At 64.4% G+C, this 26,352-nt stretch carries 21 protein-coding genes; 3 read left to right on the plus strand and 18 right to left on the minus strand.

All coding sequences use genetic code 11. The features are described 5' to 3' along the window. The first annotated feature begins 117 nt into the window (after nt 1–117). Nucleotides 118–1,563, plus strand: a complete 1,446-nt coding sequence (locus tag NFI08_RS12790; protein ID WP_222515570.1) for a catalase — start codon at nt 118–120, stop codon at nt 1,561–1,563. A 225-nt stretch (nt 1,564–1,788) separates the two neighbouring features. Here the strand turns inward: NFI08_RS12790 and NFI08_RS12795 are convergent, their stop codons facing one another. From NFI08_RS12795 to NFI08_RS12830, 8 genes are all read right to left on the minus strand, one after another. Then, a complete protein-coding gene (locus NFI08_RS12795) occupies nt 1,789–2,913 on the minus strand; it encodes a hypothetical protein (protein WP_286986164.1) in 1,125 nt (374 codons plus the stop codon). A gap of 102 nt (nt 2,914–3,015) precedes the next feature. Then, nucleotides 3,016–4,173 (minus strand): porin, encoded by a 1,158-nt coding sequence (locus NFI08_RS12800; protein ID WP_286986163.1) that lies wholly within the window; start codon nt 4,171–4,173, stop codon nt 3,016–3,018. A 518-nt stretch (nt 4,174–4,691) separates the two neighbouring features. After that, nucleotides 4,692–6,236, minus strand: coding sequence for a ProQ/FINO family protein (locus NFI08_RS12805; protein ID WP_349589816.1), 1,545 nt, complete (start codon nt 6,234–6,236; stop codon nt 4,692–4,694). 206 nt (nt 6,237–6,442) lie between these two features. Next, the gene (locus tag NFI08_RS12810; RefSeq protein WP_286986161.1) at nt 6,443–7,015 is read right to left on the minus strand and encodes a dihydrofolate reductase; all 573 of its coding nucleotides are present in this window, start codon (nt 7,013–7,015) and stop codon (nt 6,443–6,445) included. After that, nucleotides 7,012–7,851 (minus strand): thymidylate synthase, encoded by an 840-nt coding sequence (locus NFI08_RS12815; protein WP_045994149.1) that lies wholly within the window; start codon nt 7,849–7,851, stop codon nt 7,012–7,014. The genes NFI08_RS12810 and NFI08_RS12815 overlap by 4 nt, the downstream gene beginning before the upstream one ends. Before the next feature lie 222 nt (nt 7,852–8,073). Further along, nucleotides 8,074–8,877, minus strand: coding sequence for a prolipoprotein diacylglyceryl transferase (gene lgt / locus NFI08_RS12820; protein ID WP_286986160.1), 804 nt, complete (start codon nt 8,875–8,877; stop codon nt 8,074–8,076). Between the two features lie 121 nt (nt 8,878–8,998). Continuing rightward, on the minus strand, nt 8,999–9,787 hold the full coding sequence (locus NFI08_RS12825) for a sulfite exporter TauE/SafE family protein (RefSeq protein WP_286986159.1): 789 nt from the start codon (nt 9,785–9,787) through the stop codon (nt 8,999–9,001). Beyond that, nucleotides 9,787–10,992 (minus strand): response regulator, encoded by a 1,206-nt coding sequence (locus NFI08_RS12830; RefSeq protein WP_286986158.1) that lies wholly within the window; start codon nt 10,990–10,992, stop codon nt 9,787–9,789. Before NFI08_RS12830 ends, NFI08_RS12825 begins: the two co-directional genes overlap by 1 nt. A gap of 121 nt (nt 10,993–11,113) precedes the next feature. Between NFI08_RS12830 and NFI08_RS12835 the strand changes: the two genes are divergently transcribed. Continuing rightward, on the plus strand, nt 11,114–11,908 hold the full coding sequence (locus NFI08_RS12835; RefSeq protein ID WP_286986157.1) for an NRDE family protein: 795 nt from the start codon (nt 11,114–11,116) through the stop codon (nt 11,906–11,908). A gap of 64 nt (nt 11,909–11,972) precedes the next feature. On the opposite strand, the gene ptsP is transcribed toward NFI08_RS12835, so the two are convergent. Further along, nucleotides 11,973–14,234 (minus strand): phosphoenolpyruvate--protein phosphotransferase, encoded by a 2,262-nt coding sequence (gene ptsP / locus NFI08_RS12840; RefSeq protein WP_286986156.1) that lies wholly within the window; start codon nt 14,232–14,234, stop codon nt 11,973–11,975. Nucleotides 14,235–14,356: 122 nt separating this feature from the next. Continuing rightward, nucleotides 14,357–14,848, minus strand: a complete 492-nt coding sequence (locus NFI08_RS12845) for an RNA pyrophosphohydrolase (protein WP_045994143.1) — start codon at nt 14,846–14,848, stop codon at nt 14,357–14,359. A gap of 221 nt (nt 14,849–15,069) precedes the next feature. On the opposite strand from NFI08_RS12845, the gene NFI08_RS12850 reads away from it, so the two are divergent. Beyond that, nucleotides 15,070–15,726, plus strand: coding sequence for a histidinol-phosphatase (locus NFI08_RS12850; RefSeq protein WP_045994142.1), 657 nt, complete (start codon nt 15,070–15,072; stop codon nt 15,724–15,726). A gap of 156 nt (nt 15,727–15,882) precedes the next feature. Here the strand turns inward: NFI08_RS12850 and NFI08_RS12855 are convergent, their stop codons facing one another. The 8 genes from NFI08_RS12855 to hslO form a co-directional block, all read right to left on the minus strand. Beyond that, entirely contained in the window at nt 15,883–16,857 is a 975-nt protein-coding gene (locus tag NFI08_RS12855; RefSeq protein WP_045994141.1) for a malate dehydrogenase, read from the minus strand. A 437-nt stretch (nt 16,858–17,294) separates the two neighbouring features. Next, complete coding sequence (rsd, locus tag NFI08_RS12860; protein ID WP_045994140.1) at nt 17,295–17,777, minus strand: sigma D regulator; 483 nt, start codon at nt 17,775–17,777, stop codon at nt 17,295–17,297. A gap of 152 nt (nt 17,778–17,929) precedes the next feature. After that, on the minus strand, nt 17,930–18,454 hold the full coding sequence (locus NFI08_RS12865; RefSeq protein ID WP_108131401.1) for a disulfide bond formation protein B: 525 nt from the start codon (nt 18,452–18,454) through the stop codon (nt 17,930–17,932). Next, complete coding sequence (gene gshA / locus NFI08_RS12870; RefSeq protein ID WP_485477624.1) at nt 18,451–20,097, minus strand: glutamate--cysteine ligase; 1,647 nt, start codon at nt 20,095–20,097, stop codon at nt 18,451–18,453. Before gshA ends, NFI08_RS12865 begins: the two co-directional genes overlap by 4 nt. Nucleotides 20,098–20,258: 161 nt before the next feature. Further along, the gene (locus NFI08_RS12875; RefSeq protein WP_286986154.1) at nt 20,259–22,628 is read right to left on the minus strand and encodes a Tex family protein; all 2,370 of its coding nucleotides are present in this window, start codon (nt 22,626–22,628) and stop codon (nt 20,259–20,261) included. Between the two features lie 107 nt (nt 22,629–22,735). After that, complete coding sequence (msrB, locus tag NFI08_RS12880; protein ID WP_045994136.1) at nt 22,736–23,233, minus strand: peptide-methionine (R)-S-oxide reductase MsrB; 498 nt, start codon at nt 23,231–23,233, stop codon at nt 22,736–22,738. Nucleotides 23,234–23,581: 348 nt separating this feature from the next. After that, nucleotides 23,582–25,138, minus strand: a complete 1,557-nt coding sequence (locus NFI08_RS12885) for a phosphoenolpyruvate carboxykinase (protein ID WP_349589828.1) — start codon at nt 25,136–25,138, stop codon at nt 23,582–23,584. 329 nt (nt 25,139–25,467) lie between these two features. Beyond that, nucleotides 25,468–26,343 (minus strand): Hsp33 family molecular chaperone HslO, encoded by an 876-nt coding sequence (gene hslO, locus NFI08_RS12890; protein WP_108131400.1) that lies wholly within the window; start codon nt 26,341–26,343, stop codon nt 25,468–25,470. Nucleotides 26,344–26,352: the final 9 nt, after the last annotated feature.

Raw genomic sequence — 26,352 nt, forward strand, 5'->3', positions numbered from 1 at the left:
CATAAATAGTAACGCTAAACATCCATTTCCTATAAACGAAATAGAAAGGTTCGATTGTTCTTCGTCGACAGCGGTCTATACCTTATATCGGACCAGACCAAGAGCAGGAGACGCCACATGACCCGCAAGACAATGACCACCAGCGCCGGTGCCCCCATCGGTGACAACCAGAACAGCCTGAGTGCGGGCCCCCGTGGACCTCTGCTGCTCGAGGACTACCAGCTTCTCGAGAAACTCGCTCACCAGAACCGCGAGCGCATCCCCGAGCGCACCGTCCACGCCAAGGGCTGGGGCGCCCACGGCACCCTGACCATCACCCAGGACATCACCCGCTACTCCAGGGCCAAGGTCTTCACCCCGGGTAGCCAGACGCCGATGCTGGCCCGCTTCTCCACCGTGGCCGGCGAACAGGGTGCGGCGGACGCCGAGCGTGACGTGCGCGGCTTCGCCCTGAAGTTCTACACCGAGGAAGGCAACTGGGATGTGGTCGGCAACAATACGCCGGTGTTCTTTATCCGTGATCCGTCCAAGTTCCCGGACTTCATCCATACCCAGAAGCGCCACCCGCGCACCAACATGCGCTCGGCCACCGCGGCCTGGGACTTCTGGTCGCTGTCACCGGAGTCACTGCATCAGGTGACCATGCTGATGTCGGACCGCGGCCTGCCCACCGACGTTCGTCACATCAATGGCTACGGCTCCCACACCTATTCATTGATCAACGCCGACAACCAGCGGGTATGGTGCAAGTTCCACTTCCGCACCGCCCAGGGTCACAAGCACTTTACCGATGCCGAGGCCGAACAGGTGGTGGGCAAGAGCCGCGAGACCACCCAGGAAGACCTCTACAACGCCCTGGAAAACGGCGACTACCCGCGCTGGAACTTCTTTATCCAGGTGATGACCGAGGAACAGGCCAGGCAGGCGCCGTTCAATCCCTTCGACCTGACCAAGGTGTGGCCCCATGGCGACTACCCGCTGATCGAGGTCGGCTACTTCGAGCTCAACCGCAACGCCGACAACTACTTTGCCGAGATCGAGCAGGCTGCCTTCTCACCGTCCAACAAGGTGCCGGGCATCGGCTTCTCGCCGGACAAGATGCTGCAGGCACGGGTGTTCTCTTACGCCGACGCCCACCGCTACCGCCTCGGCACCCACTACGAGGCGCTGCCGGTCAACCAGCCGAAGTGTCCGGTCCACCACTACCACAAGGACGGCCCGATGCGCTTCTTCGCCAACGGAGAGCAAAACGGCGACGCCTACTACGAGCCCAACTCCTTCGATGGACCGACCGAGGACCCGAGCGTAGTGGAACCGCCGCTGCCGCTGGAAGGCGACGCCTGGCGCTACGACCACCGCGAAGGCAATGACGACTACGCACAGCCTCGCGCCCTGTTCGAATTGATGAGCCCGGAGCAGCGGGAGCGACTGTTCGGCAATATCGCCCGGCATATGCAGGGTGTCCCGGACTTTATCAAGGAGCGTCAGCTCGGCCACTTCGAGAAGTGCCACCCGGAGTACGCTGCCGGTGTGCGTGAGGCCATCGCCAGAATCGGTGACTGACCCATCTTGCCACCAGGCGAGAAGTGCCACCCGCTGACCAATCCCGTCACAGCACGTCCCCATGCCCCCGCCTAAAGGCGGGGGTATTTTTTTGTGTCCACCGTGGTGGCATCGTTCGGCTTGTCGGGCGACCCCACCGGCCAGAGACCAACGTCTTGCACAAAAAACGGGCCCCGAAGGGCCCGTCCTGTTGTCACCACTCGCGACGATACGTCGCTCGCGATATCAGTTGTCGAGCACGACCTTGAGCTCGTAGTTGTTGGGGCCGTCCTGGGCGTTGCCGAACTTCTGACCGGCGACCCGGATATGGTACATGCCCGGGTCCAGCTGGGTGGTCAGATCGACGTTGCCGTTGAAGCCCTGGCCTTCGCCCTCGGCGACGATACGCCCGGAGGAATCGGCCACCTCCATGGTCAGGCGATAGGTGTCTTCGTCGCCCGGCGGGAAGGTCGAGGTAGTGATGCGCACACTGCTCGGCTCGGCCACGTTGAAGCTCAGCACCTCGCCACGGGCGCGGATCTTGACGTCGGTCTTGACGCTCTGCACCTGCTGCTCGTCCGGGTTATCGCTGCGCGCTGCGCTACCGCTGACGCTGGCTGCCGCGCCCGCACCGGCGGCTGCACCTGCTGTGGCACCGGCCGCCGAGGCACCAGCACTTGAGGCCACTTCGCCTACTGCCGCTGCGGAGGAGGCAGACGCAGAAGTCGCTGTTGCGCTGGAGGACTGGGCCGCGGCAGACTGAGTCGCGGCGGCCCCGGTGGCACCGGATTGACTACCCAGGGTGACCACGGCGTCGCTACTGGTAACAAAGGCGCTCTGATTGCCGTCACGATCGGAGCCGGTGAACTGCAGTCCCACTCCATCATCCACCGCGATACGATTACCGCTCTCATCGAGGCCCACCACGGCGATGCTGTACCCGTCGCCGGCGCGCCCGCGCCGGCCAAAGCGGGTGCCCTTGACCTGTAACTCGTAGGTACCCGGCGTCAGGCGACTCTCCAACTGGAGACCACCATCCTGGCCGTAGCCCTGCCCCCGGGCGATCACGTTGCCGGCGTCATCCATCAATACCGCATCGATCTGGTAGCTGTCTTCGTAGCCTGCGCTGACGCGGCTCTCGAAGCGATAGACACCCTCTTCTTCCACCTCGAAGTCGTGGGCATGGGGGGACCCGAACAGAAAGGTCTGACTGCGCGCGTCGCTTTCCGGCTTGAAGAAGCCGGTCAGATCGAGCTGGCGGTTCTCCTCGCGAAAGCGCTCGGTCACAGCGCTGTCGTAGGCCAGGGCAGTAGAGCTGCCCAAGGCAACGCCAAGCGCCAGCAGCGCCGCGGGTAGGGTGACGTCTTTCATGGATCCTCACATGCTTGCCGATAGAGTGCAGAAAAAAAGCCGATCCCGGAGGATCGGCTTTCGTTTATAGCGTTCCAACGCTAGGGGGTCAAACCTGTCGGATTAGAACAGGTAGGTCAGACCCACAGCGTAGCCGTCACCTTCGTTGGCATCGCGATCGTACCAGGCGCCTTCCACGTAGGTGTACATGGCGTCGGAGATGTTGTAGGTCACGCCGGCGACAATCTCGTTGTAGTTGTCGTCGTCGTTGTCTTCGTCGTTCGGCAGGTCGCTGAGGTCGAAATCACCGTCACCGAAACCATCTCCACCCAGATCAACGTACTGGTAGGAGCCGTAGACGTCGCCCATGCCGTTCAGGTAGCCGTAGCGGGCACCGATGGCGTAGTAGTCAGCGTCACGGAGAAGGTCGTTGTCGGACTCGAAGCGCTCGTACTTGACGGCGACACGCAGGCTGTCCCACTGGTACTGAGCAGTCACACCGTACTGGTCACCCAGATCAAAGTCATCGAGTGCACCAGCATCAATGACGTCGCCAGTGTCCGGATCCACAACGAACAGACCGTTGCCAGAATCGATGTCATAGATACCGAGATCGTCATAGACACCGGCGATGGAGAAGCCGCCGACGGTGTACTTCAGACCACCGAAGATGGAAGCCTCACCGGAATCCTTCAGGTTCTCGGACTCGTTGTCACCCTTGTACTGGGTACCAAGAGCGAACTGGAAGCCGCCCCAGACCGGAGAGGTGTAGGTGACCTTGTCGCCTTCGGGATCGCCAACGATGACGTCGTTGTCGGAGAACTCCTGACCCGGAGCACCCTTGAAGGTGTTGGAGTCAGAAACGTCGAAGTATTCGTTGTTGGAGATCGGATCCTGGATCCAGTCGTCCAGCAGGGAGTCGTAGGAACCGATGCGCGCGTCACCGAAGTTGCCCTTCAGGCCGATGTAGGCGGTGTCGCCTGCATCACGACCGGCGACCTTCATCTCGTCGGCCTTGAAGTCGTCGATTTCGATCTTGGCGTAGCCGATCAGGCCGTTGTAGATGACGTGCTCAGCGGCGAAGCCGAAGGTGGAGCCGTTGTCGGCGATCTCGTCGCGACGCTCGCCTTCGTCATCCTTCTGGGTCGCGTAGACCAGCTGGACGTTACCGTAGATGTCGAGCTTGGTGCCGTCCTGGTTGTAGACGGTGGCAGCCTGGGCGCCTGCAGCGGTAAAGGCGGCAGCACCGGCGATGGCAGTCGCTAACAGTGTCTTTTTCATTGCTGAGTTCCTTTTGACTAGCTTGCTGTTTCGATCGTTGCTGCGCTTGGCAGCCTTGGCTTGCCGGTCATTGCCGGCTCGTTTTTCTGGCCTTGTGGTTCCTGGCAGGGAACCGAGGCAGCGAGCCTGACAGCGGCGAAGCCTTGTTATAGTCCAATGCTCGCAAGGGCAACCATATACCGGGATTCTCAGGAGCGCAACAAGAAAAAAACACTGTTTTCGTTCCCGCTGCCCCTCGATTCGACACCGATCCCTGCGAAGGCGCCGCCAGCGCTGGAACCGGAAAACCGACTTAACGAACATTGTTCGCTAACCTCGTACCGATTCTGCATAGAATGCTGCGCCGGGCATAGCGACTACATCATGCCCCGCTGATGTGACGCTTTCAAGTCAGCTGGGTTGAACACTGTCGACAGTCGTCAACGGCGGCGGCGGCCCATAAGGACCGCACAATTGAGGACCGCATATGAGGACCATGCATAAAGCGCCCAGACAACGACCACACCCAGGGAGCGCGGTCAGTGACTACTATTGTGGCGGGCCATCAGGGCGTCGAGTTTGCGCTGCAGACGCGACTCCTCGCTGTCGTGGCCATGAGGCTGGTGCCTGGACTCGTTCTGCGGCTGGTGGAGATGCGGGGCGCGCCCCTGTGACATCGCCGTGCGGCTGCTCTGTTCACTCTCGACTTCCCGATGGGGCTGCGGGTCGGCATTTGATGCCCCCTGGGGTTGTTTGCCCTTGCCAGCGCCAGCGCGCCGCCGGCCCTGGCCGCTGCGCCGCTGCGACACCTTGCCGCGCCCTTGCTGTTCGGCCTGCAGGCGGTCCAGCTTGCGCTTGGCGTGTTCGGCGGCCTGGGCATCGACCGCCCCGACCAGCGCGCCCTGCAGATCGATACGCTCGGCGCCTTCCCTGACCGACTTGAGATACCGCGGCAGGTTGACGTAGCAGGCCAGGGCCCGCCGCACCAGCTTCTCGGGCCAGGGCTCGCTGGCCGCCAGGTCCTCGTGGATGCCCACCTTCAAGGGACGGGTGTGGCCCTTGAAGAAGGTCTTGTCATAGCGCTGGTACCACTCACCCAACAGCGCCTGGGGAGACGGCGCCTTGTCGATGGCCAGATCCCCCTGGCGGCCAGCCTCGTCGGAGGCTGTCGCTTCGGATGTATCACCCTGGAGGTCAGCGTCCCTGGAAGGCGCCCCTTGGCTTTGTTGGCTTGGCTGCGACCGAGAGGCGTCGGATGACACCGTCGCGTCAGTGGACGGTTCCGGGGACGCCTCGCTAGCCATAGTTGCCGGAGCGACTTCGTCGGCAGGCCCGCCCACTCGCCCAGCGGCCTGGTCAGGAGTTTGCTCGGGGGCTTGCTCAGCGGCCTGGTCAGAGGCTTGGACAGGGGCTTGCTCACCGCTGTGCTCGGCAGATGTCTTGTCGGCTTGCTCGATTCGTTCGGTTTGCTCAACGGCTGTGGAAGCCGCTGTCTGGTCAGACGCCTGGTCGGCTGCTTGTTCAGTCGTCCGATCGTCTGTCTCGTCGGCTGACTGATCACCACTGGCATGACGCGGGCGATGCTGCATCAATGCAGCCAGCCCCTGGGCACGTCGCTTGGGGCGAATAAAGGCGGGGGACTGAGGCTCCGCTTCGGGATGCTCGACGCGCTCACGCAGCCTGGCGTTGTGGGCCTCGAGTTCACGATTCTGTTCGTCGAGTTCGCGATTTTCCTCGGTCAGTTCGCTGTTTTCTTCAAACAGCGCCTGACGCTCGGCGCGCAGTGCCTCAAGCTCCGTCTCGAGCTGACCGCTGCGTTCAACGGCGCTGCCAAGCTGCGACTCGAGCTCACGCTGACGTTCTCGGGCGGCGGTCAATTCGGCGTTCAGCTCAGCGCTCAATCGCTCTCGTTCGGACGCCAGCCGTTCGCACTCCTCCATCAAGCTCTGGCGCTCGTCGGCCATACGCTGGTGCTCGCTGGACAGCTGCCGCTCGCGCCGACGCCCCTCACGCAGTCCGTCCAATAGCGTCGCCGTGCGTTGCTCGAGCGCCTCCAACGGGTGTTCTGCGTGTGTCTCGATCACGTCGACTCCTCCAGGCTCAGCAAAATGCCGCGTTGCAGGGGTGACTCCGGTCACGCCCTGCTGTTGTCAGGGTTGTCGCCACAGTCTGTGCCAGGGCTTGCGATGTCGCAATTGTCGCCGCTCGGCGACGCTCATCGTGTCACCTGCAAGACGCCAATTTCGTCGCGTGGCGACTACCGCAAATCCGCAACCACGCAAGCGGCGCTTCAGGCCTCGGCTGAACGCTCGTAGCGAACGAAGCGGTAGGCGGGCTGGCCTTCGCTCGGCGAGCCGGCTTCGCTGGCGACTTCCTGCCAGTCGCCCTCAAGCGCCGGGAAGTGGGCGTCACCTTCGATATCGACATCCACCTCGGTGAGATAGAGCCGCGATGCGATCGGCATGGCCTGGGCGTAGATCTGAGCCCCGCCCATGACCATGATCTCTTCGGCGGCCTCGATGGTGGCCTGGCGGTCGGCCAGTTCGATGGCGCTTGCCAGGTCGTGACAGACCCTGATGCCATCGTGATGAAAGGAGGTGTCACGGGTGACCACGATATTCAGCCGGTTAGGCAGCGGACGGCCGATGGACTCGAAGGTCTTGCGTCCCATCACCAGGGGCTTGGCCTGGGTCATGCGCTTGAAGAACTTGAGGTCCTCCGGCAGGTACCAGGGCAGCTGGTTGTCGACCCCGATGACCCGGTTACGCGACATGGCGGCGATCATCGCCACCGGCACGAAGGTGTCGAGCCTCGCCAGGTCCTGGCCTTCGCTCGAGTGGTGGGCATTGTCGGCGCTGCTCATACCGCTACCTCGGCCTTGATATGGGGATGGGGTTCATAATCGTGGATGCTGATGTGCTCGAAACGGAAGTCGAACAGGTTATCCACCGACGGCTCAAGCTCCAGGCGAGGCGCCCGGGTGGGCGTTCGACTCAGCTGCAGCTCGGCCTGCTCGAGATGGTTCAGATAGAGGTGGGCATCCCCCAGGGTGTGAACGAAATCACCGGGGGCAAGACCCGCCACCTGGGCGATCATCCGAGTGAGCAGCGCGTAGCTTGCGATATTGAAGGGAACGCCAAGGAAGATGTCGGCACTGCGCTGATAGAGCTGGCAGGACAGCTTGCCGTCGGCCACGTAGAACTGGAACAGACAATGACAGGGAGGCAGTGCCATCTCGTCTACCAGCGCTGGGTTCCAGGCGGACACGATCAGCCGCCGTGAGCGCGGATTGGTGGCAAGCTGGTCGAGCAGTGTCTCGATCTGATCGACGCTGCCACCGCGAGGATCGGGCCAGCTACGCCACTGATAGCCATAGACAGGGCCGAGGTCGCCGTTCTCGTCGGCCCATTCGTCCCAGATACGCACGCCGTTTTCCTTGAGGTAGGCGATATTGGTATCGCCCTTCAGAAACCACAGAAGCTCATGGATGATCGAACGCAGATGCAGCTTCTTGGTGGTCACCAGCGGAAAGCCACGGGACAGATCAAAGCGCATCTGATGACCAAAGATCGAGCGTGTGCCCACGCCGGTGCGGTCGTCACGCTCGATACCTTCGTCCAGCACCTTGCGCATCAAATCCAGATACGGCTGCTCCAGGGCGGGAAGGTCGGTGGCTTCGGCAGCGCTATCAACAGGCATCGGGATTCACTCGCTTGGTCGTGACGGATTCGGGACGGTTTCTCGAAACCAGAAAAACCGGCAATTGTACTGCTCGGCATGCTTCGATGCCAGACGCGGCCAGCTTGGCGCGGCCAGCTTGGCGCGGCCACTGGGGCCCGGTCTGCGTGACGCCGCCTCTCGGGCGTGACCAACTGGGCCCGGCCAAGGCGGCCGCATCATGCATCGGCGGATCGTCAGCGCCTAGCCGGCCTCAGGCGCGGTACTGGCATCCACCGGCTGGCGGCGAGACCAGGCCACCAACAGCACGCCGAACAGGATCATCGGCAGGCTAAGCAGCATGCCCATGGTGACCCAGCCCAGGGCAATGAAGCCAAGCTGCGGGTCCGGCTGACGCACGAACTCCACGGCGAAACGGCTCAAGCCGTAGATCAACAGGAACAGACCAGAGACCAGGCCGCGACGTCGCGGTGTGCTCGACACCCACCACAGCACCACAAACAGTACCAGGCCTTCGAGCAGCGCCTCGTACAGCGAGGAAGGATGACGCGGCTCGGGGCCGTAGCCAGGGAACGGCATGCCCCAGGGAAGGTCAGTGACGCGGCCCGGCAGTTCGTGATTGATGAAGTTGCCGATACGCCCAGCCCCCAGGCCGATCGGCACCAGCGGCGCGACGAAGTCGGTCAGGGTGAAGAACGCCAGGTGCTTGCGCCGGGCGAACAGCAAGGCCGCCAGCAACACCCCGAGCAGGCCGCCATGGAAGCTCATGCCGCCGTCCCACACCTTGACGATCCACAGCGGGTCCGCGAGCCACTGATCCAGCCCGTAGAACAGCGCGTAGCCAAGGCGTCCGCCGAGCACCACGCCGAGGGCTGCGTAGAAGAGCAGGTCGCCCACGTCGTCCCGGGTCAGGCCGATGCAGTGGGCGCGCCGACAGCCCAACCACCAGGCAGCGACAAAGCCCACCACGTACATCAGTCCATACCAGTGGACCTGGAGCGGACCCAGCGAGATGGCAACGGGATCGATCTGGGGATAAGACAGCATAGTCGGTAGATTTCCTGAAAGTGACCGAGGTGACCAGAGAGTAACGTAGCGCTATACAAGCGGATGACCGCCAGAAAAACGCCACAGCGGCAATAGGACAGCAAGCGGCGGCGACGGTTCGCTACAGCAGGAAGCCGAGCCCCACCACCGTCAGCAACAGCGCGAACGACAGCTTGAGCACCCGAGCGGGCAACCGATGCGCCAGTCGCACACCAAGCCGCGCACAGGGAACGCTGGTCAGGGCAATCCCCAAAAGCGCCGGCAGCATGACAAAACCGAAGGCGCCATCGGGCAGCCGCGGATCACCAAGGCCAACGCCGATGAAGGTCACGGCGCCGACCAGGGCGATGGGCAGTCCGCAGGCCGCCGAGGTACCGACCGCCTGGGTCATGCTGGCACCGCAGCGAATCAGCCAGGGAACGCTCAGTGTCCCCCCACCGATACCGAACAGGGCAGAGACGCCACCGATGACACCGCCGGCGACGACCATGCTGCCACGCCCGGGTGCCTGACGCCCCGCCTTGGGCGAGCGCCCCAGCACCAGCTTGGCGGCGACCAGCAGCAGAAAGACGCCGAACAGCGTGCCGAGCAGGCCGCCCGACAGGGCGCCGGCGACGAACACCCCGAGCACGGCGCCCATCACCAGCCCCGGCAGCAGCGCTACCAACCAGTCACGCCGAATGCTGCCCCGGCGAAAGTGGCCCCAGGCGGACGAGGCGCCGGTGATCACGATGGTCGCAAGCGAGGTCCCCACCGCCAGATGCATAGCCACCTCGCCGGACACCTGTTGCAGCGCGAATACCGCCATCAGGCTGGGCACGATGATCAGCCCGCCACCCACACCGTAGAGACCGGCCAGGAAGCCCGCCGCGGTACCGAGCGCCAGATAGGAGACCAGGGACGCCAGCATCAGACCGACCTCGTCGGCAGCGGCAACCAGTGATCGAGTAGTTCGAGCAGCGCCTGGGGACGATAGGGCTTGGCCAGCCAGGCGTCCATGCCGGCCTGCTGAAAGCGCGCCTGGTCCTGGTCGCTGGCATTGGCGGTCAGGGCGATCACCACCGCACGCGGGCGGCCCGAATCCGCCGCCTCCATCGCGCGTAGACGACGGCAGGTCTCGACGCCGTCGATATCCGGCAGCACGATATCCATCAGCACCAGATCGACGGCAACCGCCGCCAGCCGCTCCAGCGCTTCCTCTCCGCGGGTCGCGGTCACCACCTCGACGCCTCGGCGCTCGAGAACCTCCCGCGCCAGCATCAGGTTGACCGGACCATCGTCGACGATCAGCACCTTGGGTGTCGCTTCGTCGGCCGATGCCTCGGAAGGCTCTGCCACAGGCGCCGTGTCGGCGCCGTCCTCGAGGTTGTCGAGCAACAACCGTATATCGCTCAGTCGGCGTAACGCCTCGGGCTCGGCGCCGTCTCCGGCCCGGTTGATCAGCTGATCGAGCTCGGCGATCAAGGGCGCCAATGCCTTGCCGACGTGGCTCAGGTAGCTCGACTTCAGACGCGACTCTTCTCTGGCGCGGGACAGCGCCGCGGCCAGGCGCCGGCTTTCGTGCTCCCAGTCGCTGGGCTCGCCCAGCGAATCCGGCGTGTTCTCTGCTCGGCTATCTGCTCGGCTATCTACTCCGATATCTCCTCTGACTTCCCCCTGGCTTTCGAGCCAAACCGCATCACTGCTCTCTACGTCAGGCGGACTGCCGCGCCGTCTTTGGCCTGCCTTCGGTCGAGCGTCGATGGCCTCGAGCAGCCTCCTGACTCGCTCCATCAGCGAGTCTTCCGGCGAGGGTGCTTCGTGCCGCCCATCGAGTTGTGGCGACAACTGGCTCTCGACCCGTTCGAGCAGGCTGTCGAAGTCACGCTGAGCGCGGGATAGGCGATGCTTGAGCAGCACCAGGAAAACGAGGATGTTGAGCGTGGTGCCCACCAGCAACCCCATGACGATCCACAGGGTGGTACTCCAGCCGGCGGCGGCGGGCATCAGCCAGTGCAGCGAGGCGCCCAGCACCAGACACAGCGCCAGCAGCACCCCCTGGGCGGCTACCACTGGCCACAGGATGGGAATCACCAGCCTGCGCCAAAAGCGATCCCTGCTATCGTCGCCTTCCATCTTCCATCCTGTTGAATGAAGAAGCCAAGAGTGTACGTTGCCGGCCGCAGCCTGTCATGGTGGCACAGTTGTAGGCTCGCCCCGGATTCCCCTGGGCAGAAAATCCGGCTACGCTGCGCCCATGTGCCTGATTGCCTTTCACTTCGCCCCGGACAGTGCGCGGCCGATCACCTTGATCGCCAACCGCGACGAAGTCCACTCGCGCCCCACCGCGCCCCTGGCCGCCTGGCCGGATGCCCCGGGACTGGTCGCCGGTCGCGACCTCGAGGCCGGCGGGACCTGGCTCGGCATCCATCGTCGCGGCCGCTTCGCCGCCATCACCAATGTTCGCGACCCGGAACTGATACCACCGCAACCGAGCGAAAGCCGCGGCCTGCTGGTGCGCCGTGGCCTTGAAACCGATGACCTCGAGGCCTGGCTCGAATGCCAGAGTGCGGGCGAGGCATTGCGCTACGGTGGCTTCAATCTGCTGATCGGCGACGGCAAGCGGCTGTGGCACCTCGAGCGGCATCGCCACGGCTGCGCGCTGCAGGCGGTCGAGGCCGGAGTGCACGGCCTGTCCAACGCCTCTCTGGATACCCCCTGGCCCAAGCTGGTCCAGGTGCGCAACGCCCTGGCCAAAGACATCGCCGAGGCCAGACACGCCTCCCTGGCAAGCGCCCGCCAGGGCTTCCTCGACCGCGGCCCTGCACCGGACGGTAGCCTGCCGGACACCGGCGTGGGGCTGGAGCTCGAACGCTTCCTGTCACCAGCCTTTATCGTCGGCGACGACTACGGCACCCGTGCCACCAGCGAGTTGACGCTGCACCGAGACGTGAACGGCGAGCGTTTCGACATCTCGGAACGGCGCTTCGGCCCGGGCGGGCGGCCTCAGGACGAGACTCGGCTGGCGCTGACCATCGAACGAGACGGCTGAAGCATCGCTGGCCACGCTGCGAGATGCCAAGGCGCGCGGCCATCCTTGACGGCCGCTGTCTCGCTCAATCCCTGGGCGGCAGCAGATGAGCCAGCTGCCAGGCCTGCATGCGGCTCGCCAGGTGGGCGCGCACCTCGGCTGGCGTATCCAGCGCAAGGGTCTGCTCCACCAGCTCGGCTGCCGCCTCCCGCGATACCCGACGAATGGCCGCCCGCACGCGGGGCAGGTTGGGGCCATTCATCGACAGCACCCGGAAGCCCATGCCCATCAGCAGCAGCGCACCAGCCGGGTCGCCGGCGAGTTCGCCACACACCGAGGTCGGCACGTTCAGCTCGCTGCTCTCGGCGGCCAGGCGATGCAGCGCCGACAGCACCGCAGGGTGACAGGAATCGTAGAGGTCGGCGACCCGCGGGTTGTTGCGATCCACCGCCAGCAGGTACTGGGTCAGGTCGTTGCTGCCCACGGAGAAAAAGTCGACCCGCGCCGCCAGTGCCCTGAGCTGGTAGAGCGTCGCCGGCACCTCGAGCATCACCCCGAGGCGCGGCCGGCGCACTTCCACCCCCTCTTCGCCCAGCTCGATGATCGCTCGCTCGATCAGCTTCAGGGTGTCATCGACTTCATCGACATTGGTCACCATGGGCAGCAGCAGCTCGAGGTTGTCGAGCCCCTGGGAGGCCCGGAGCATGGCGCGCAGCTGTACCATCAGCACTTCGGGGTGATCCAGGGTGACGCGAATACCGCGCCAGCCGAGGAAGGGGTTGGCCTCCTCGATGGGGAAGTACGGCAGGTCCTTGTCGCCACCGATATCCAGGGTCCGCATCACCACCGGAAGCGGGGCAAAGCTCTCGAGCTGCTCCCTGTACAGCCGGGTCTGCTCCTGCTCGCCGGGGAAACGTTCGGTGATCATGAACGGTACTTCGGTGCGATACAGGCCAACCCCGCCGATACGCGTCTTGAGCGATGCGACCGTATCGACGGTCAGTCCGGTATTGACCATCAGCGTCATGGCGTGGCCGTCCGGGGTCACGCTGGGCAGGTCCTGCTCGTGTTCGAGCAGCGCCGCCAGGGCCTTCTCCTCGTCGATCTGGCTCTGGTAATGGGCCACCAGCTCCGGACCAGGACGCACGAACACGCGCCCTCGGTGACCATCCAGCACCAGAGGGGCGCCGTCGAGTCGCGGCAACGGCAGGTCGATCATCCCCGACACCAGCGGAATACCCATGGCACGGGCGATGATGGCCACATGGGAGTTGCTCGACCCGCGTACCGAGATCAGTCCGCCAAGTCGGTCCCGGGGCACCTCGCCAAGCAGCGCGACGCTGATCTCGTCACCGATCAGGATGGCCCCCTGGGGGTAGTGTTCAGGCAACCGCGGCGACTCTTCCTGCAGATGGGCCAGCACTCGACGTCCGAGATCGCGCACGTCGGCGGCACGCTCTCTCAGGTAATCGTCGTCCACCCGCTCCAGATACTGCACATGGCGGCGCACCACGTCGGCCAGGGCGCCAGGCGCCCACTGGCCCTCGCGGATGCGCTTTTCGACTTCCTGGGACAGCGCCGCCTCGCCGAGCATCTGCTGATAGACGTCGAACAGCGCCAGCTCCTGGGCCGAGATACGATTGGCCAGCCGCTCGCCGGCGGCACGAATCTCTTCGCGCACCCGAGCGATGGCGTCCTTGAGCCGCGCGATCTCGAACTCGACGTCGGTGGGCACCAGATCCGGCACGCTGTCGAGATCGGCCGGCGGTGACAGCACCACCGCCTCGCCGATGGCCATGCCGGGTGAGGCGGCGACCCCGATGAAGGTCGCCTGGACACCGGGAAAGGCCGGGCAGGTCAGCCCACCTGTAGCCAGCGCATGGGCCAGCACGCCGGCAAGCTGGGCGCCCATGGTGACCAGGAAGGCCTCGTCGGATTCATCGTAGCGACGACGCTCTGCCTGTTGCACCACCAGTACACCGAGCATGCGGCGCTGATGGATGATGGGCACACCGAGAAAGCTCGAGTAGCGCTCTTCACCGGTGGCCTCGAAGTAACGGAAACTGGGGTGAGCCTGGGCGTCCTCCAGGTTGAGCGGTTCCTCGCGGCGGGCCACGGTGCCGACCAGCCCCTCCCCTACCGGCAGCGCCACCTGGCCCACCGCCTGGGTTCTCAGGCCGATGGTCTCCATCAGCACCAGCGCATCGCGTTCGCCGTCAAACAGGTAGAACGAACAGACATCGGTCTGCATCGCCTTGCGTGTCCGGCGCACCAGGGTCGCCAGCGCCGCGTCCAGGCTGCGCGCGCTGTTGACCTCCTGAATGATTCGTTGCAGGACCTTGAGCATGGAAAGGTCTCACCCCTGTTCTTGTACTGGTCCGGCCATGGGGCGACCGAACGATAAGTGGGAGGCAGCAACGCCACCGGCCTCTCGCCGACGTGGCTGATGTGCTGCCGCGGGCGCTGGATTCATCCCTTCTCCAGCGCCAGGCTCTGGGCGCGAGGCAATAGCTCACGTAGTGCTCGGCGGTAGACCTCCCTCTTGAACGGTACCACCTGCCCCAGCGGATACCAGTAACTGACCCAACGCCAGCCATCGAACTCGGGCTTGGGGGTGCCATCCACACAGATGCGGCTTTCCTGGCAGCGGATCCGCAGCAGGAACCACTTCTGTTTCTGTCCTATGCACACTGGGCGCGAATGTGTGCGAACCATGCGTCGCGGCAGGCGGTAGCGTAGCCACCCCCTGGTGCAGGCCAGTACCTCCACATCCTCGGCGGTCAGGCCGATTTCTTCGTGGAGCTCTCTGAACAAAGCCTGCTGGGGCGTCTCATCTGACTTGATGCCTCCCTGGGGAAATTGCCACGCGTTCTGCCCTACCCGACGCGCCCATAGCAGCTGCCCCTGGTCGTTGACGATGATGATGCCAACGTTGGGGCGAAAGCCGTCTGCGTCGATCACGGGCTTCACCTTTCCAATCGGTATTGACTGCATTCTTCCACAATGGCTCGAAGCGCATCAATACGACATCTCGAACCCCTGCCGAGGTTCTGACATAATCGCCCCCTTTGTGGCCTTCCCGGGCCAGGGGCCCATGGGCATGACGTACGCCTGTTGCTGGCCACTCCGACACAGATCGCCGGGCCGGGAGGTCGCCTCACCCAAGCGCCGGGAGACACACCTTGAGTCTGGCCATCTTCGATTTGGACAATACCCTGCTGTCGATCGACAGCGACCATGCCTGGGGCGAATTTCTGCTCGAGCAGGGCGCCGTGGACGCGGTGGCCTATCGCGAGGCCAATGACCGTTTCAAGGCCGACTACGATGCCGGTCGTCTCGACATGATGGCCTTCCTGGAGGTGGCCCTGAAGCCACTGGCGGACAATTCCATGGAACAGCTCGCCGCCTGGCATCAGCAGTTCATGGCCAGCAAGATCGAGCCCGCCATCCTGCCCCAGGCCGAGGAACTGATCGCCCGCCACCGCGCGCGGGGCGACACCCTGCTGATCATCACCGCCACCAATCGCTTCATCACTGGCCCCATCGCCGAACGCCTGGGCATCGATGACCTGATCGCCGTGGAACCGGAGCTCGTCGATGGACGCTACACCGGCCGGGTCAGCGGCGTGCCGAGCTTTCAGCAGGGCAAGGTGACCCGCCTGGAACAGTGGCTTTCTGAGCGCGACGACACCCTCGACGGCGCCTGGTTCTACAGCGACTCCCACAACGACCTGCCGCTGCTCGAGCAGGTCGATCATCCGGTCGCGGTGGACCCGGACCCGGCGCTGCGCGAAGTCGCCGAGGCCAAGGGCTGGAAGATCATCTCCCTGCGCGGTTGAGCCAAGCGCGGTTGAACCAAACCCCCTCGCACGACGCCGACGCCATCCACAAAAGAACCCCGCCACATGTGGCGGGGTTCTTCGTTGGCACGATGACCGCTGGTCGACGTGCCGGCGATGCTGTGCAAGGCCCTGTCGGGCCTTGCGAGACCGATATCAGCCCAGCAGGTGCTCGACCGCAGCGCGCTCTTCGCGCAGCTCGTCTTCGGTCGCCTTCATCTTGGTGCGGCTGAACTCGTCGACCTCGAGACCCTGAACGATCTCGTACTTGCCGTCCTTGCACACCACCGGGTAGGAATACATGATGCCCGGCTCGACGCCGTAGCTGCCGTCGGCGGGAATGCCCATGCTGACGATGCCGTCGCTGCCCAGCGCCCAATCACGCATGTGATCGATGGCGGCGGATGCGGCGGAGGCAGCGGAGGATGCACCACGCGCCTTGATGATGGCGGCGCCACGCTGCTGCACGGTCGGGATGAAGTCGTTTTCGTACCAGTCGCGCTCGACCAGGTCGAAGGCCGGCTTGCCGTCCACCTTGCAGTGGGACAGATCCGGGTACTGGGTCGCGCTGTGGTTACCCCAGACGATCATGCTGTCGACGTCGGTGACGTGCTTGCCGGCCTTCTGCGCCAGCTGGGTCTTGGCCCGGTTGTGGTCCAGACGCATCATCGCGGTGAACTGACCGGCGTCGAGGTCCGGCGCGTTGCAGGAGGCGATCAGGGCGTTGGTGTTGGCCGGGTTGCCCACCACCAGCACGCGAATGTCACGGCTGGCGTTGTCGTTGATGGCCTTGCCCTGGGCGGAGAAGATGGCGGCGTTGGCCTCGAGCAGGTCCTTGCGCTCCATGCCCGGACCGCGCGGACGGGCACCCACCAGCAGGGCGAAGTCGGCGTCCTTGAAGGCCACGTTGGCATCGTCGGTGGCGACGATGTCCTGAACCAGCGGGAAGGCGCAGTCGTTGAGCTCCATCACCACGCCATTCAGCGCTTCCATGGCCGGAGTGATCTCGAGCAGCTGCAGGATGACCGGCTGGTCCGGGCCCAGCATGTCGCCGGCGGCGATACGGAAGGCGAGAGAGTAGCTGATCTGACCGGCGGCACCGGTGATGGCAATACGTACGGGGTCTTTCATCATGGCTCCTTGGGATTGTCGCCGTGAAGGGGCCCGGGCGGCATCTTGCAGACGTCGGCCGACACCTTGGCTGCCTCGGGCGGCGTTCAGGACGCGGAAAATCTTATGCTTGCAGTGCACAAAACTCAATTGGCCCGACGCAATTGACCTGGCTTCGCACCGCCGACCTTGGCTGTCGCCAGACACGTCCGCCTGGACGACCTGACGTGGCGGCCCCTCAAGAGCCAGATCCAGAAGTGTCGGATCCTCGAGTATCGGGAGCGGGCAAAATCGGCGGCCTGGTGCGAACGACGCCGCCAAAGCCTTCGGTGTTATCGAAGGCGATCAAGGCACCGCGCTGGCCTTGCGCGCTCACTCACCCTCTCACTAACCCTCTCACTCACTGTCCGCCCTCACGGTCCGCCCTCACTACCCTCCTTCACCGCCGGCACCCCCTGTCAGGAGATGCCTTCGGCGGGGGCGTGCTCGTCGTGGAGCCGTGCAATCAGCTGATCTTCCAGGCCGAAGCGCTCCGACAGGCCCTTCTTCAGACGCTCGAGCCAGGCCGGCAAACGCGGCAGAAAGCGTTGGCAGCGCACCGGAGTAGAGTAGTCCTCGTCGAAGGACAGCACCAGTTCGGTGGACATCTCGAGGCGTTCCAGCAGACGATCGGCGATATTCAGTGCCGACGTGTCATCGAAGGCACGCGCCTCTTCCCTCAGTTGCGGATAGACCTCGAAATGGCCGGCGCTGATGTAGTCCATCAGCGTCTCGCTGAAGGTGTCGATGCGTTCCTTGGTGATGGTTTCCAGATCCGCATCGCATGACTGTTCGAGCTCATTCAAGACAACGAGCAAACCCTCGCGCTGCTCGAGCCAGCGGTCGATCAGTCGATGGACGCCTCCCCAGCGTTCGCGAGCGGTCTTGCAATCTTCCAACATGGCGGCCTCCCTAGCACTGCCTCACCCCGAATCCAGGCGGATGAACAGACTCCCTCGTGCCGCCGCCCCTGTCAACGAATGCATGCCAAGTACCTGATTGGCCGTCATCACCGACAGCAAAACGGCGCAGAGCACGCCTCTACCGCCAAGCTTCAGCCGTTCCAGCGATAGCCGCTGGTCGTGGCCCGCAGCGTTGTGAGCATGCCCACCGGCACCGCCAGCAGTACCACAAAGCCGATCAACGTCCAGCCTGGCAGCGACAGCCCGAGCAGGGTAGCGCCGACCTCGGCGCACTCGCCGGAGCCGGACAACACCGAGGCGATGACCTTCTGCAGCGGCAGCACATCGATCATGTAGTCAAGACCAGGGCCACAGCTCGGCACCTGATCCGCCGGCAGCGACTGCAGCCACAGATGACGCCCGGCAACAGCGATCCCGGACAGCACCGCCAGGGCCGCCAGACCGCTGTAGGCCACTGTGGCGAATGCACCACGGGGTCCATGCAACGCGGCCACGGCAAACACCAGCCCTGCCGCGATCACCGCCACCCGCTGAAACACACAAAGCGGACAGGGCTCGAGCCCGACCAGGTGCTCAAGCCCCAGGGCGACGGCCATCATTGCCACGCAAAAGCCCAGTCCCGCCAGGCTCCACTGCCGCAGGCTCCACTCGCTCATTTCAGGCCCTCTCCGCTATGGGTCGGTTGATCCGTGGGTGCCAACGCCCGGGTCTCCCGGGCTCGGCTGAAATAGTCGCTCAGGAATTGAGCAAAATCGCTGGTGTCGGATGCCTCGATCTCCCGCTGCTGCTGATGAGAGGTCTCGACCAGGTCTTCCAGCATGGACGCACGACACCGGTTGAGCGGCTCGTCAGCCAGCGCAGCGGCCTGCTCACGGGCGATGGCGACCATGGCCTCGACAAACTCCTCACCGTTGTCCTCGAGGCGCGCCAGCACGCGAGCAGAAGGCGTCAGCGACGGATCATCGATGCGCGGCGCGATCGCGTCCACCGCCTGCTGGTGGGGACTGCCATCCTCGAGCTGGTCGAGCAGCGCGGCGACCTCGCGCATCTCGGCGACGATGGCACGACTCCAGTCGACCAGACCGCGGCGGTTGCCTCGGTCATTGAGCTCGAGCCCGGGCTCGCGACCGCGCTCCACCACCAGGCGACGATTGTCGTCCAGGTGGTCACACTCCTCGTCGGAGATCCAGGGACTGTCGGACAGCAGACACCACACCAGGAAGGTGTCGAGAAAGCGGGTCTGGGCGGCATCGATCCCCAGGGTAGCGAAGGGATCGATATCCAGACAGCGGACCTCGATGTACTCGACACCGCGGGCCTCGAGGGCCTGGCTCGGTGTCTCGTCGTGACGGGTGACCCGCTTGGGACGGATATCGCTGTAGTACTCGTTCTCGATCTGCAGGATGTTGGCGTTGAGCTGACGCCAGCTATCGCCATCACGCACACCCAACGCCTCGTAGTCCGGCCAGCCGGTGGCGATGGCATGGCGCAGGGTGTTGACGTAATTCGACAACGAATTGAAGCAGATCTTGAGCTGATCCTGCACCTTGTTCTGGTAGCCCAGATCGGACATCCGCAAGCTCGTCGCATAGCGAGATACCAGGGTGCGCTCGCCGAGGCGTTCCAGCCCCTCGGGGATCTCGCCATCATCCAGGAAGCTGTCGTCGATGGCGGGCGATGCACCGAACAGATACAGCAGTAGCCAGCTATGGCGCCGGAAGTTGCGGATCAGTCCGAAGTAGCGCGACGAGCGGTACTCGCCCATGGACACCTGCTCCTGCTCGTCCAGGGTCTGCAGCAGCGTCCACAGGTCGTCGGGCAGCGACACGTTGTAGTGGATGCCGGCGATCGACTGCATGATCCGCCCGTAGCGAGCGTCCAGGCCGCGACGATAGACATGCTTCATGGTGCCGACGTTGGAGCTCCCGTAGTCGGCAATGGGCACGCTGTCGTTGCCATTGAGCCGGGAAGGCATGCTGGCCGGCCAGATCCACTCTCCGTCCAGATGGCGATAGGTGTAGCGATGGAGATCGGCCAGAAATTCCAGCGCCTCGTCGGGACGGCTGTAGACCGGCGTGATGTACTCCAGCAGCGCCTCGGAGTAGTCCGTGGTGATATGGGGGTGGGTCAGTTTGGAGCCCAGCGCCCGGGGATGGAAGGTCGCCGCGATCACGCCGCGGTCGTCGACCCGAAGCCCCTCCTTTTCAATGCCGCGGCGCAGGCGGCCGAAGCGTCGTGCGGCCGCCGGGCCGCGCAGGCGTTCGAGGAGCGAAGAAAGCTGAGTGGACAAGGTGAACACCCCGTGTCGTGGAAGGGCCCGGGGGCCTGCTTCGAATGGCGGCGACGGCAACGGGCGCTCAGGCGCCCGTTGTTTCAGTCGACAGATACGGTCGACAGCGAAGGTCGACAGTCGAGATCGCTGGATAAGGTCGACAGATTATGGCGTTCCATTGGCAGGTTTCAAGAACGACCCTGCTTCGCCTTGAGCAGAGCGGCACCCAGGGCGCCCATGGGAGCGGCCTCGTCGCGCCCTCCCTTGCCTGCCTGACCGCGACCCTGCTGGCTCCGAGGGCCCTTGCCCTTGCCACCGCCTTCGCGACGTCTGGGGGCCTGGCGAGCGTCACCTCCGTCGGCGCTGTCGGGCGTATCGTCCATGCGCATGGACAGCCCGATACGCGAGCGCTGCAGATCCACGTTCATCACCTTGACCTTGACGATGTCGCCCGCCTTGACCACGGTGCGTGGATCCTCGACGAAGCGGTCCGACAGCGCTGAAATGTGCACAAGACCGTCCTGATGCACACCGATATCGACGAAGGCACCGAAGTGGGTGACGTTGGTCACGGTACCTTCCAGTACCATGCCCGGCTCAAGGTCCTTGAGCGTCTCGACGCCCTCGCGGAACTGCGCTGCACGGAACTCGGGGCGAGGGTCGCGCCCAGGCTTGTCGAGCTCGGCGATGATATCGCTGACGGTGGGCACCCCGAAGCGCTCGTCGGCAAACTCGCTGGGCTTGAGCGCCTTCAGCGTGGCGCTGTCGCCGATCAGCCCGGACAGCTCGCGCCCGCTGCGCTCGGCGATACGCTCGACCAGCGGATAGGCCTCCGGGTGCACGGCGCTGGCGTCCAGCGGATTGGCGCCATTCATGATGCGCAGGAAGCCGGCGCACTGCTCGAACGTCTTGGGCCCCAGCCGTGACACCTCGAGCAGATCACGGCGATCACGGAAGGCGCCCTTGGCGTTGCGCTGGGTGACGATGTTCTCGGCCAGCCCCGGATTGAGCCCCGCCACCCGCGACAGCAGCGCCGAGGAGGCGGTATTGAGGTCGACCCCCACCGCGTTGACGCAGTCCTCGATGACCACCTCGAGGCTGCGTGACAGCTGGACCTGGGAGACGTCGTGCTGGTACTGGCCGACGCCGATGGACTTGGGTTCGATCTTGACCAGCTCGGCCAGGGGGTCCTGCAGGCGGCGCGCGATCGACACCGCGCCACGAATGGTCACGTCGAGATCAGGCAGCTCGCGGGAGGCATACTCGGAGGCAGAGTACACCGAGGCCCCCGCCTCCGAGACCATGACCTTCGACAACCGGAGATCCTTCATCGCCTTGAGCAGATCCCCGGCCAGCCGATCGGTCTCCCGGCTGGCGGTGCCGTTGCCTACGGCGATCAGCTCGACGCCGTGTTTCTTGACCAGTTTCGCCAGTTCGGCAAGCGACGCATCCCACTGATTGCGCGGGGCGTGGGGAAAGATGGTGGCCTGCTCGAGGAACTGCCCGGTGGCATCTACCACCGCCACCTTGCAGCCGGTGCGCAGGCCGGGATCGATGGCCAGCGTGGCCTTGGGGCCGGCCGGCGCCGCCAGCAGCAGATCCTTGAGGTTGGCGGCGAAGACGTCGATGGCCTCGCCTTCTGCCCGCTCACGCAGACGCCCCATCAGCTCGGTCTCGAGATGGGTGTAGAGCTTGACCCGCCATGTCCAGCGCACCACCTCGGCCAGCCAGCGGTCGGCCTTGCGCCCCTCGTCGCGAATCTCGAAGTGACGCGCGATGGCGACCTGGGCTGGGTGCACCGGCGCCTCGTCTTCGCCAGGCAGGCGCAACGCCAGCGCCAGCACACCCTCGTTACGGCCACGGAACATCGCCAGGGCGCGGTGAGAAGGCACCTTGGCGAGCCGTTCGTCGTGTTCGAAGTAGTCGGAGAACTTGGCGCCCTCCTGCTCCTTGCCGGCAATCACGCGGCTGGACAGCTCGCCCTCGCTCCACAGTCTCTCGCGCAGGCGTCCGACAAGCTCGGGGTCCTCGGCGAAGCGCTCCATCAGGATCTGCTTGGCGCCATCGAGCGCCGCCTTGGCGTCTTCGATCGCCGGCGTCTCGCCTTCGGCAGGCCGCAGGTAGCCCGCGGCTTCGGTCTCGGGGTCGAGGGTCGGATCGGCCAGCAGCGCGTCGGCCAGCGGCTCGAGACCCGCTTCCCGGGCGATCTGTGCCTTGGTCCGGCGCTTCTTGCGATAGGGCAGGTAGAGGTCTTCCAGGCGCTGCTTGGTATCGGCGGCCTGGATGCTGGCGGCCAGCGAATCGCTGAGCTTGCCCTGCTCGTCGATGGCCGCAAGCACCGTGGTGCGGCGCTCTTCCAGTTCACGCAGATAGCCCAGGCGCTCTTCCAGGTTGCGCAGCTGGGTATCGTCGAGTCCTCCGGTCACTTCCTTGCGATAGCGCGCAATGAACGGCACCGTCGCGCCGCCATCCAGCAGCTCGACGGTCGCGGAGATCTGAGGGGCCTTGACCGCCAGTTCTTCGGCCAGGCGGGCAATGATCTTGGCTGTAGCGTCCATGAAATCCTTGGCAATACGACGTCTGTGATCCGGCCAAGGTATCACAAAGCGCCCTTTTGCGCCGCCGCCACCCGCTGCCCGGCGTCATCCCCCGGGCAGCTTTTCGTTCAGGCCGGAACGAACTTGAGCGCGACCCCGTTGTTGCACCAGCGCAGACCGGTGGGATCGGGCCCATCCTCGAACACGTGCCCCTGATGACCACCACAGCGAGCGCAGTGGTACTCGGTACGCGGCCACAGGATCTTGTAGTCCACACTGGTCAGCAGGTGGCCCTCCACGTGCTCGTAGAAGCTCGGCCAGCCGGTGCCGGAGTCGTACTTCATGGCGCTGGTGAATAACAACAGATCACAACCGGCACAGCGAAATTCGCCTTCACGCTTCTCGCCGTCGAGCGGACTGGAGCCTGCCGGCTCGGTCCCTGCCTCGCGCAGCACATCGTACTGGGCCGGGCTCAGGCGCTCACGCCATTCGCTCTCGCTCAATTCCAGCGGCTCGATATCGGGACTTGGCGAAAGCTCCAGCTCCGGGCGGGCATTGGCCACCGCCGGCACCATGCTGGCGAGGCCGCCGAGCCCGAGCAGCGCGAGGAAATTGCGTCGTTTCATTGTAGAGTCTCCTGCGTCAAGGATTGTGCTGGGTCGGTCTGCCCCTCCCCTTCCTTACACTCAATCGTCGCTGTCCGTCCGGTCCTTCGCCAACTATCGACGGCAAGGCGCTGGAACAAGCGCAAAAAAAGAGGAGAAGGCCATCGCCTTCTCCTCTTCTCGACCCCTGCCTCGCGGCAAGGTTCAGTCGTTTACTGCGTTGGCAACCCGCAGGTTAAACCAGACTCGGGCCCGCCATGACGATGGCGTCACTGACGCCGTCGAACTTCTTGGCCGTATGTCAGCCCGACAAACTTGGCCCTCGGCCTGTACCAGGCCCGGAGCCGCCTAGACCAGGCCCGTAGCCGCCTAGACCAGACTCGGGCCTGCCTTGACGATGGCGTCGCTGACGCCGTCGAACTTCTTGAAGTTCTCGACAAACTTGCCCGCCAGTTCGCTGCGCTTGCGATCGTAGGCTGCCTGGTCTTCCCAGGTCTGACGCGGATCCAGCAGGCTGGAGTCGACGCCGGGCACGGACACCGGCACCGACAGGTTCAGGCCGTCGATGTGGCGGGTTTCGACGTCACGCAGCACGCCGGTCTGGATCGCGTGAATGATGGCGCGGGTGGTCGGGATGGAGAAGCGTGAGCCGCCCTCGCCATAGGCACCGCCGGTCCAGCCGGTGTTGACCAGGTAGACCTGAGCGTCCTTCTCGGCCACGCGCTTGATCAGCAGATCCGCGTACTCGCGGGCCGGACGCGGGAAGAACGGCGCACCGAAGCAGGTAGAGAAGGTCGCTTCCAGACCACTGGAAGAGCCCATCTCGGTGGAGCCCACCTTGGCGGTGTAGCCGGACAGAAAGTGATAGGCGGCGGCTTCCTTAGACAGCACCGACACCGGCGGCAGCACGCCACTCATGTCACAGGTCAGAAAGACGATGGCATTGGGCTCGCCGGCGCGGTTCTCGGCCACACGCTTGTCGACGTGCTCGAGCGGATAGGCGGCGCGGGAATTCTGGGTCAGGCTGTCGTCGGCGTAGTTCGGCTCACGACGATCGTTGAGCACCACGTTCTCGAGCACGGTACCGAACTTGATGGCGTTCCAGATGACCGGCTCGTTCTTTTCCGACAGGTCGATGCACTTGGCGTAGCAGCCACCCTCGAAGTTGAACACGGTACCGACGCCCCAGCCGTGCTCGTCGTCGCCGATCAGGTAGCGACCCGGGTCCGCTGACAGGGTGGTCTTGCCGGTGCCGGACAGGCCGAAGAACAGGGTGGTCTCACCGTCTTCGCCGACGTTGGCGCTGCAGTGCATGGGCAGCACGTCGGCCTCGGGCAGCAGGAAGTTCTGCACCGAGAACATGGCCTTCTTCATCTCGCCGGCGTAACGCATGCCGGCAATCAGCACCCGGCGCTTGGCGAAGTTGATGATCACGCAGCCATCGGAGTTGGTGCCGTCACGGCTTGGCTCACACACGAAGTGCGGGGCATTCTGGATTTCCCACTCGTCCTTGCGTGACGGATTGTAGGCCTCGGGACGCACGAACATGGTGCGGCCAAAGAGGTTGTGCCAGGCGGTCTCGGTGGTCACACGAACCGGCAGGTAGTGGGTCGGATCGCTGCCCACGTGAAGCTCGCTGACATAGCTGTCCTTCTCGCCCAGGTAGCCTTCCACTCGCTCCCACAGTGCATCGAAACGCTCGGCGTCGAAGGGACGGTTGACGCTGCCCCAGTCGATCTGGGCGCTGGTGGACGGTTCGTCGACGATGAACCGGTCCTTGGGGGAGCGCCCGGTACGTTCACCCGTCTTGACCACGAGGGCGCCGTGGGAGGCCAGTCGGCCCTCGCCCTGGGCCACCGCACGCTCGATGAGCTCGGCAGTGCTGAGGTTGACGTGAACGGTAGAAGACTGCGTGGTGGTGGTCATAGGATTCCTGGGCCTTCGGCTTCTCTCTCGTGGACTGGCGCCATCCGACAGGGCGAACGGCGCAAGGGATCCGGCGAGTCGACTACGCGGTTCGACCGTCTTCTTCGACTGACGACGCGTCCGGGATCGGCGGGGATTATGGCAAAAAACCCCGAGACAGGAAATGCCCATTTTTCAAGACGTTATTGTAGTTTAATTACAACATTTCGGCTTTTTTGGTGCATTTCCTGTCATTCCACTACAAACCTGCAACCACCACCGCAGCCCCGATAACCTCGAGCCTGCCATTCATGCCAGCGAGACGGCTCGGGCCTGGACGCTGCAACCGCTCAATGCACCGTTGGGCTGCCGTCGCTGGGGTCCTCGATCAAGGCTTCGACATCGGCCGCGGTGAAGGCGTAGCGAGTGTTGCAGAAGTGACACTGGGTCTCGATCGTACCTTGCTCCGCGACGATCTGACGCAATTCCTCGTGCCCCAGCGACATCAGTCCCCCGGCGATGCGCGAACGAGAACAAGTACAACCAAAACGCAACGCCTTGGATTCGAAGGTACGCAATGGCTCCTCATGGAACAGCCGCACCAGCAAAGTTGCCGCATCCAGTTCCAGCAATTCCTGTTCGCTGAGGGTGGCAGCCAAGTGATAGGCGCGATCCCAGGCGTCGTCATCCTGATTGAGCGACTCGTCGGGCAGTCGCTGCAGCAGCAGGCCACCGGCGCTGACACCGTCCGCCGCCAGCCACAGCCGCGTGGGCAGCTGCTCGGACTGGGTGAAGTAGGCTTCCAGGCAGCCGGCCAGGCGATCGTGCTCGATGCCGACGATACCCTGATAGCGCCGCCCTTCCTTGGGGTCGAGGGTGATCACGATCTGGCCTTCTCCCACCAGCTCGCGAAAGCCGGCCTCATCGCCGGGTAGTGCCGCATCTTCGGCGAGGCGGGCGATGGCGCGAAGCTCACCACCAGGATTGGACTCCGCCATCATCAAGGAGACGTCACCACTGCCGCGCACCTCGAGGGTCATGGTGCCGTCAAGCTTCACGGTGTCGGTCAACAGAGCCACCGCCGCCAGCAGTTCACCGAGCTGGCGATTGACGGCGGCCGGATACTCGTGACGCTTCAGTACCTCGTCGTAGGCCTCGGACAGGCGGGTGACTTCGCCGCGGACGTTGGTGTCATCGATAATGAATCGCTGGATCTGATCAGCCATGAAAAACGA

Origin of the sequence: Halomonas sp. EF61 (assembly GCF_040147045.1) — a bacterium.
In the GTDB taxonomy this organism is placed as follows: Bacteria; Pseudomonadota; Gammaproteobacteria; order Pseudomonadales; family Halomonadaceae; genus Halomonas; species Halomonas litopenaei.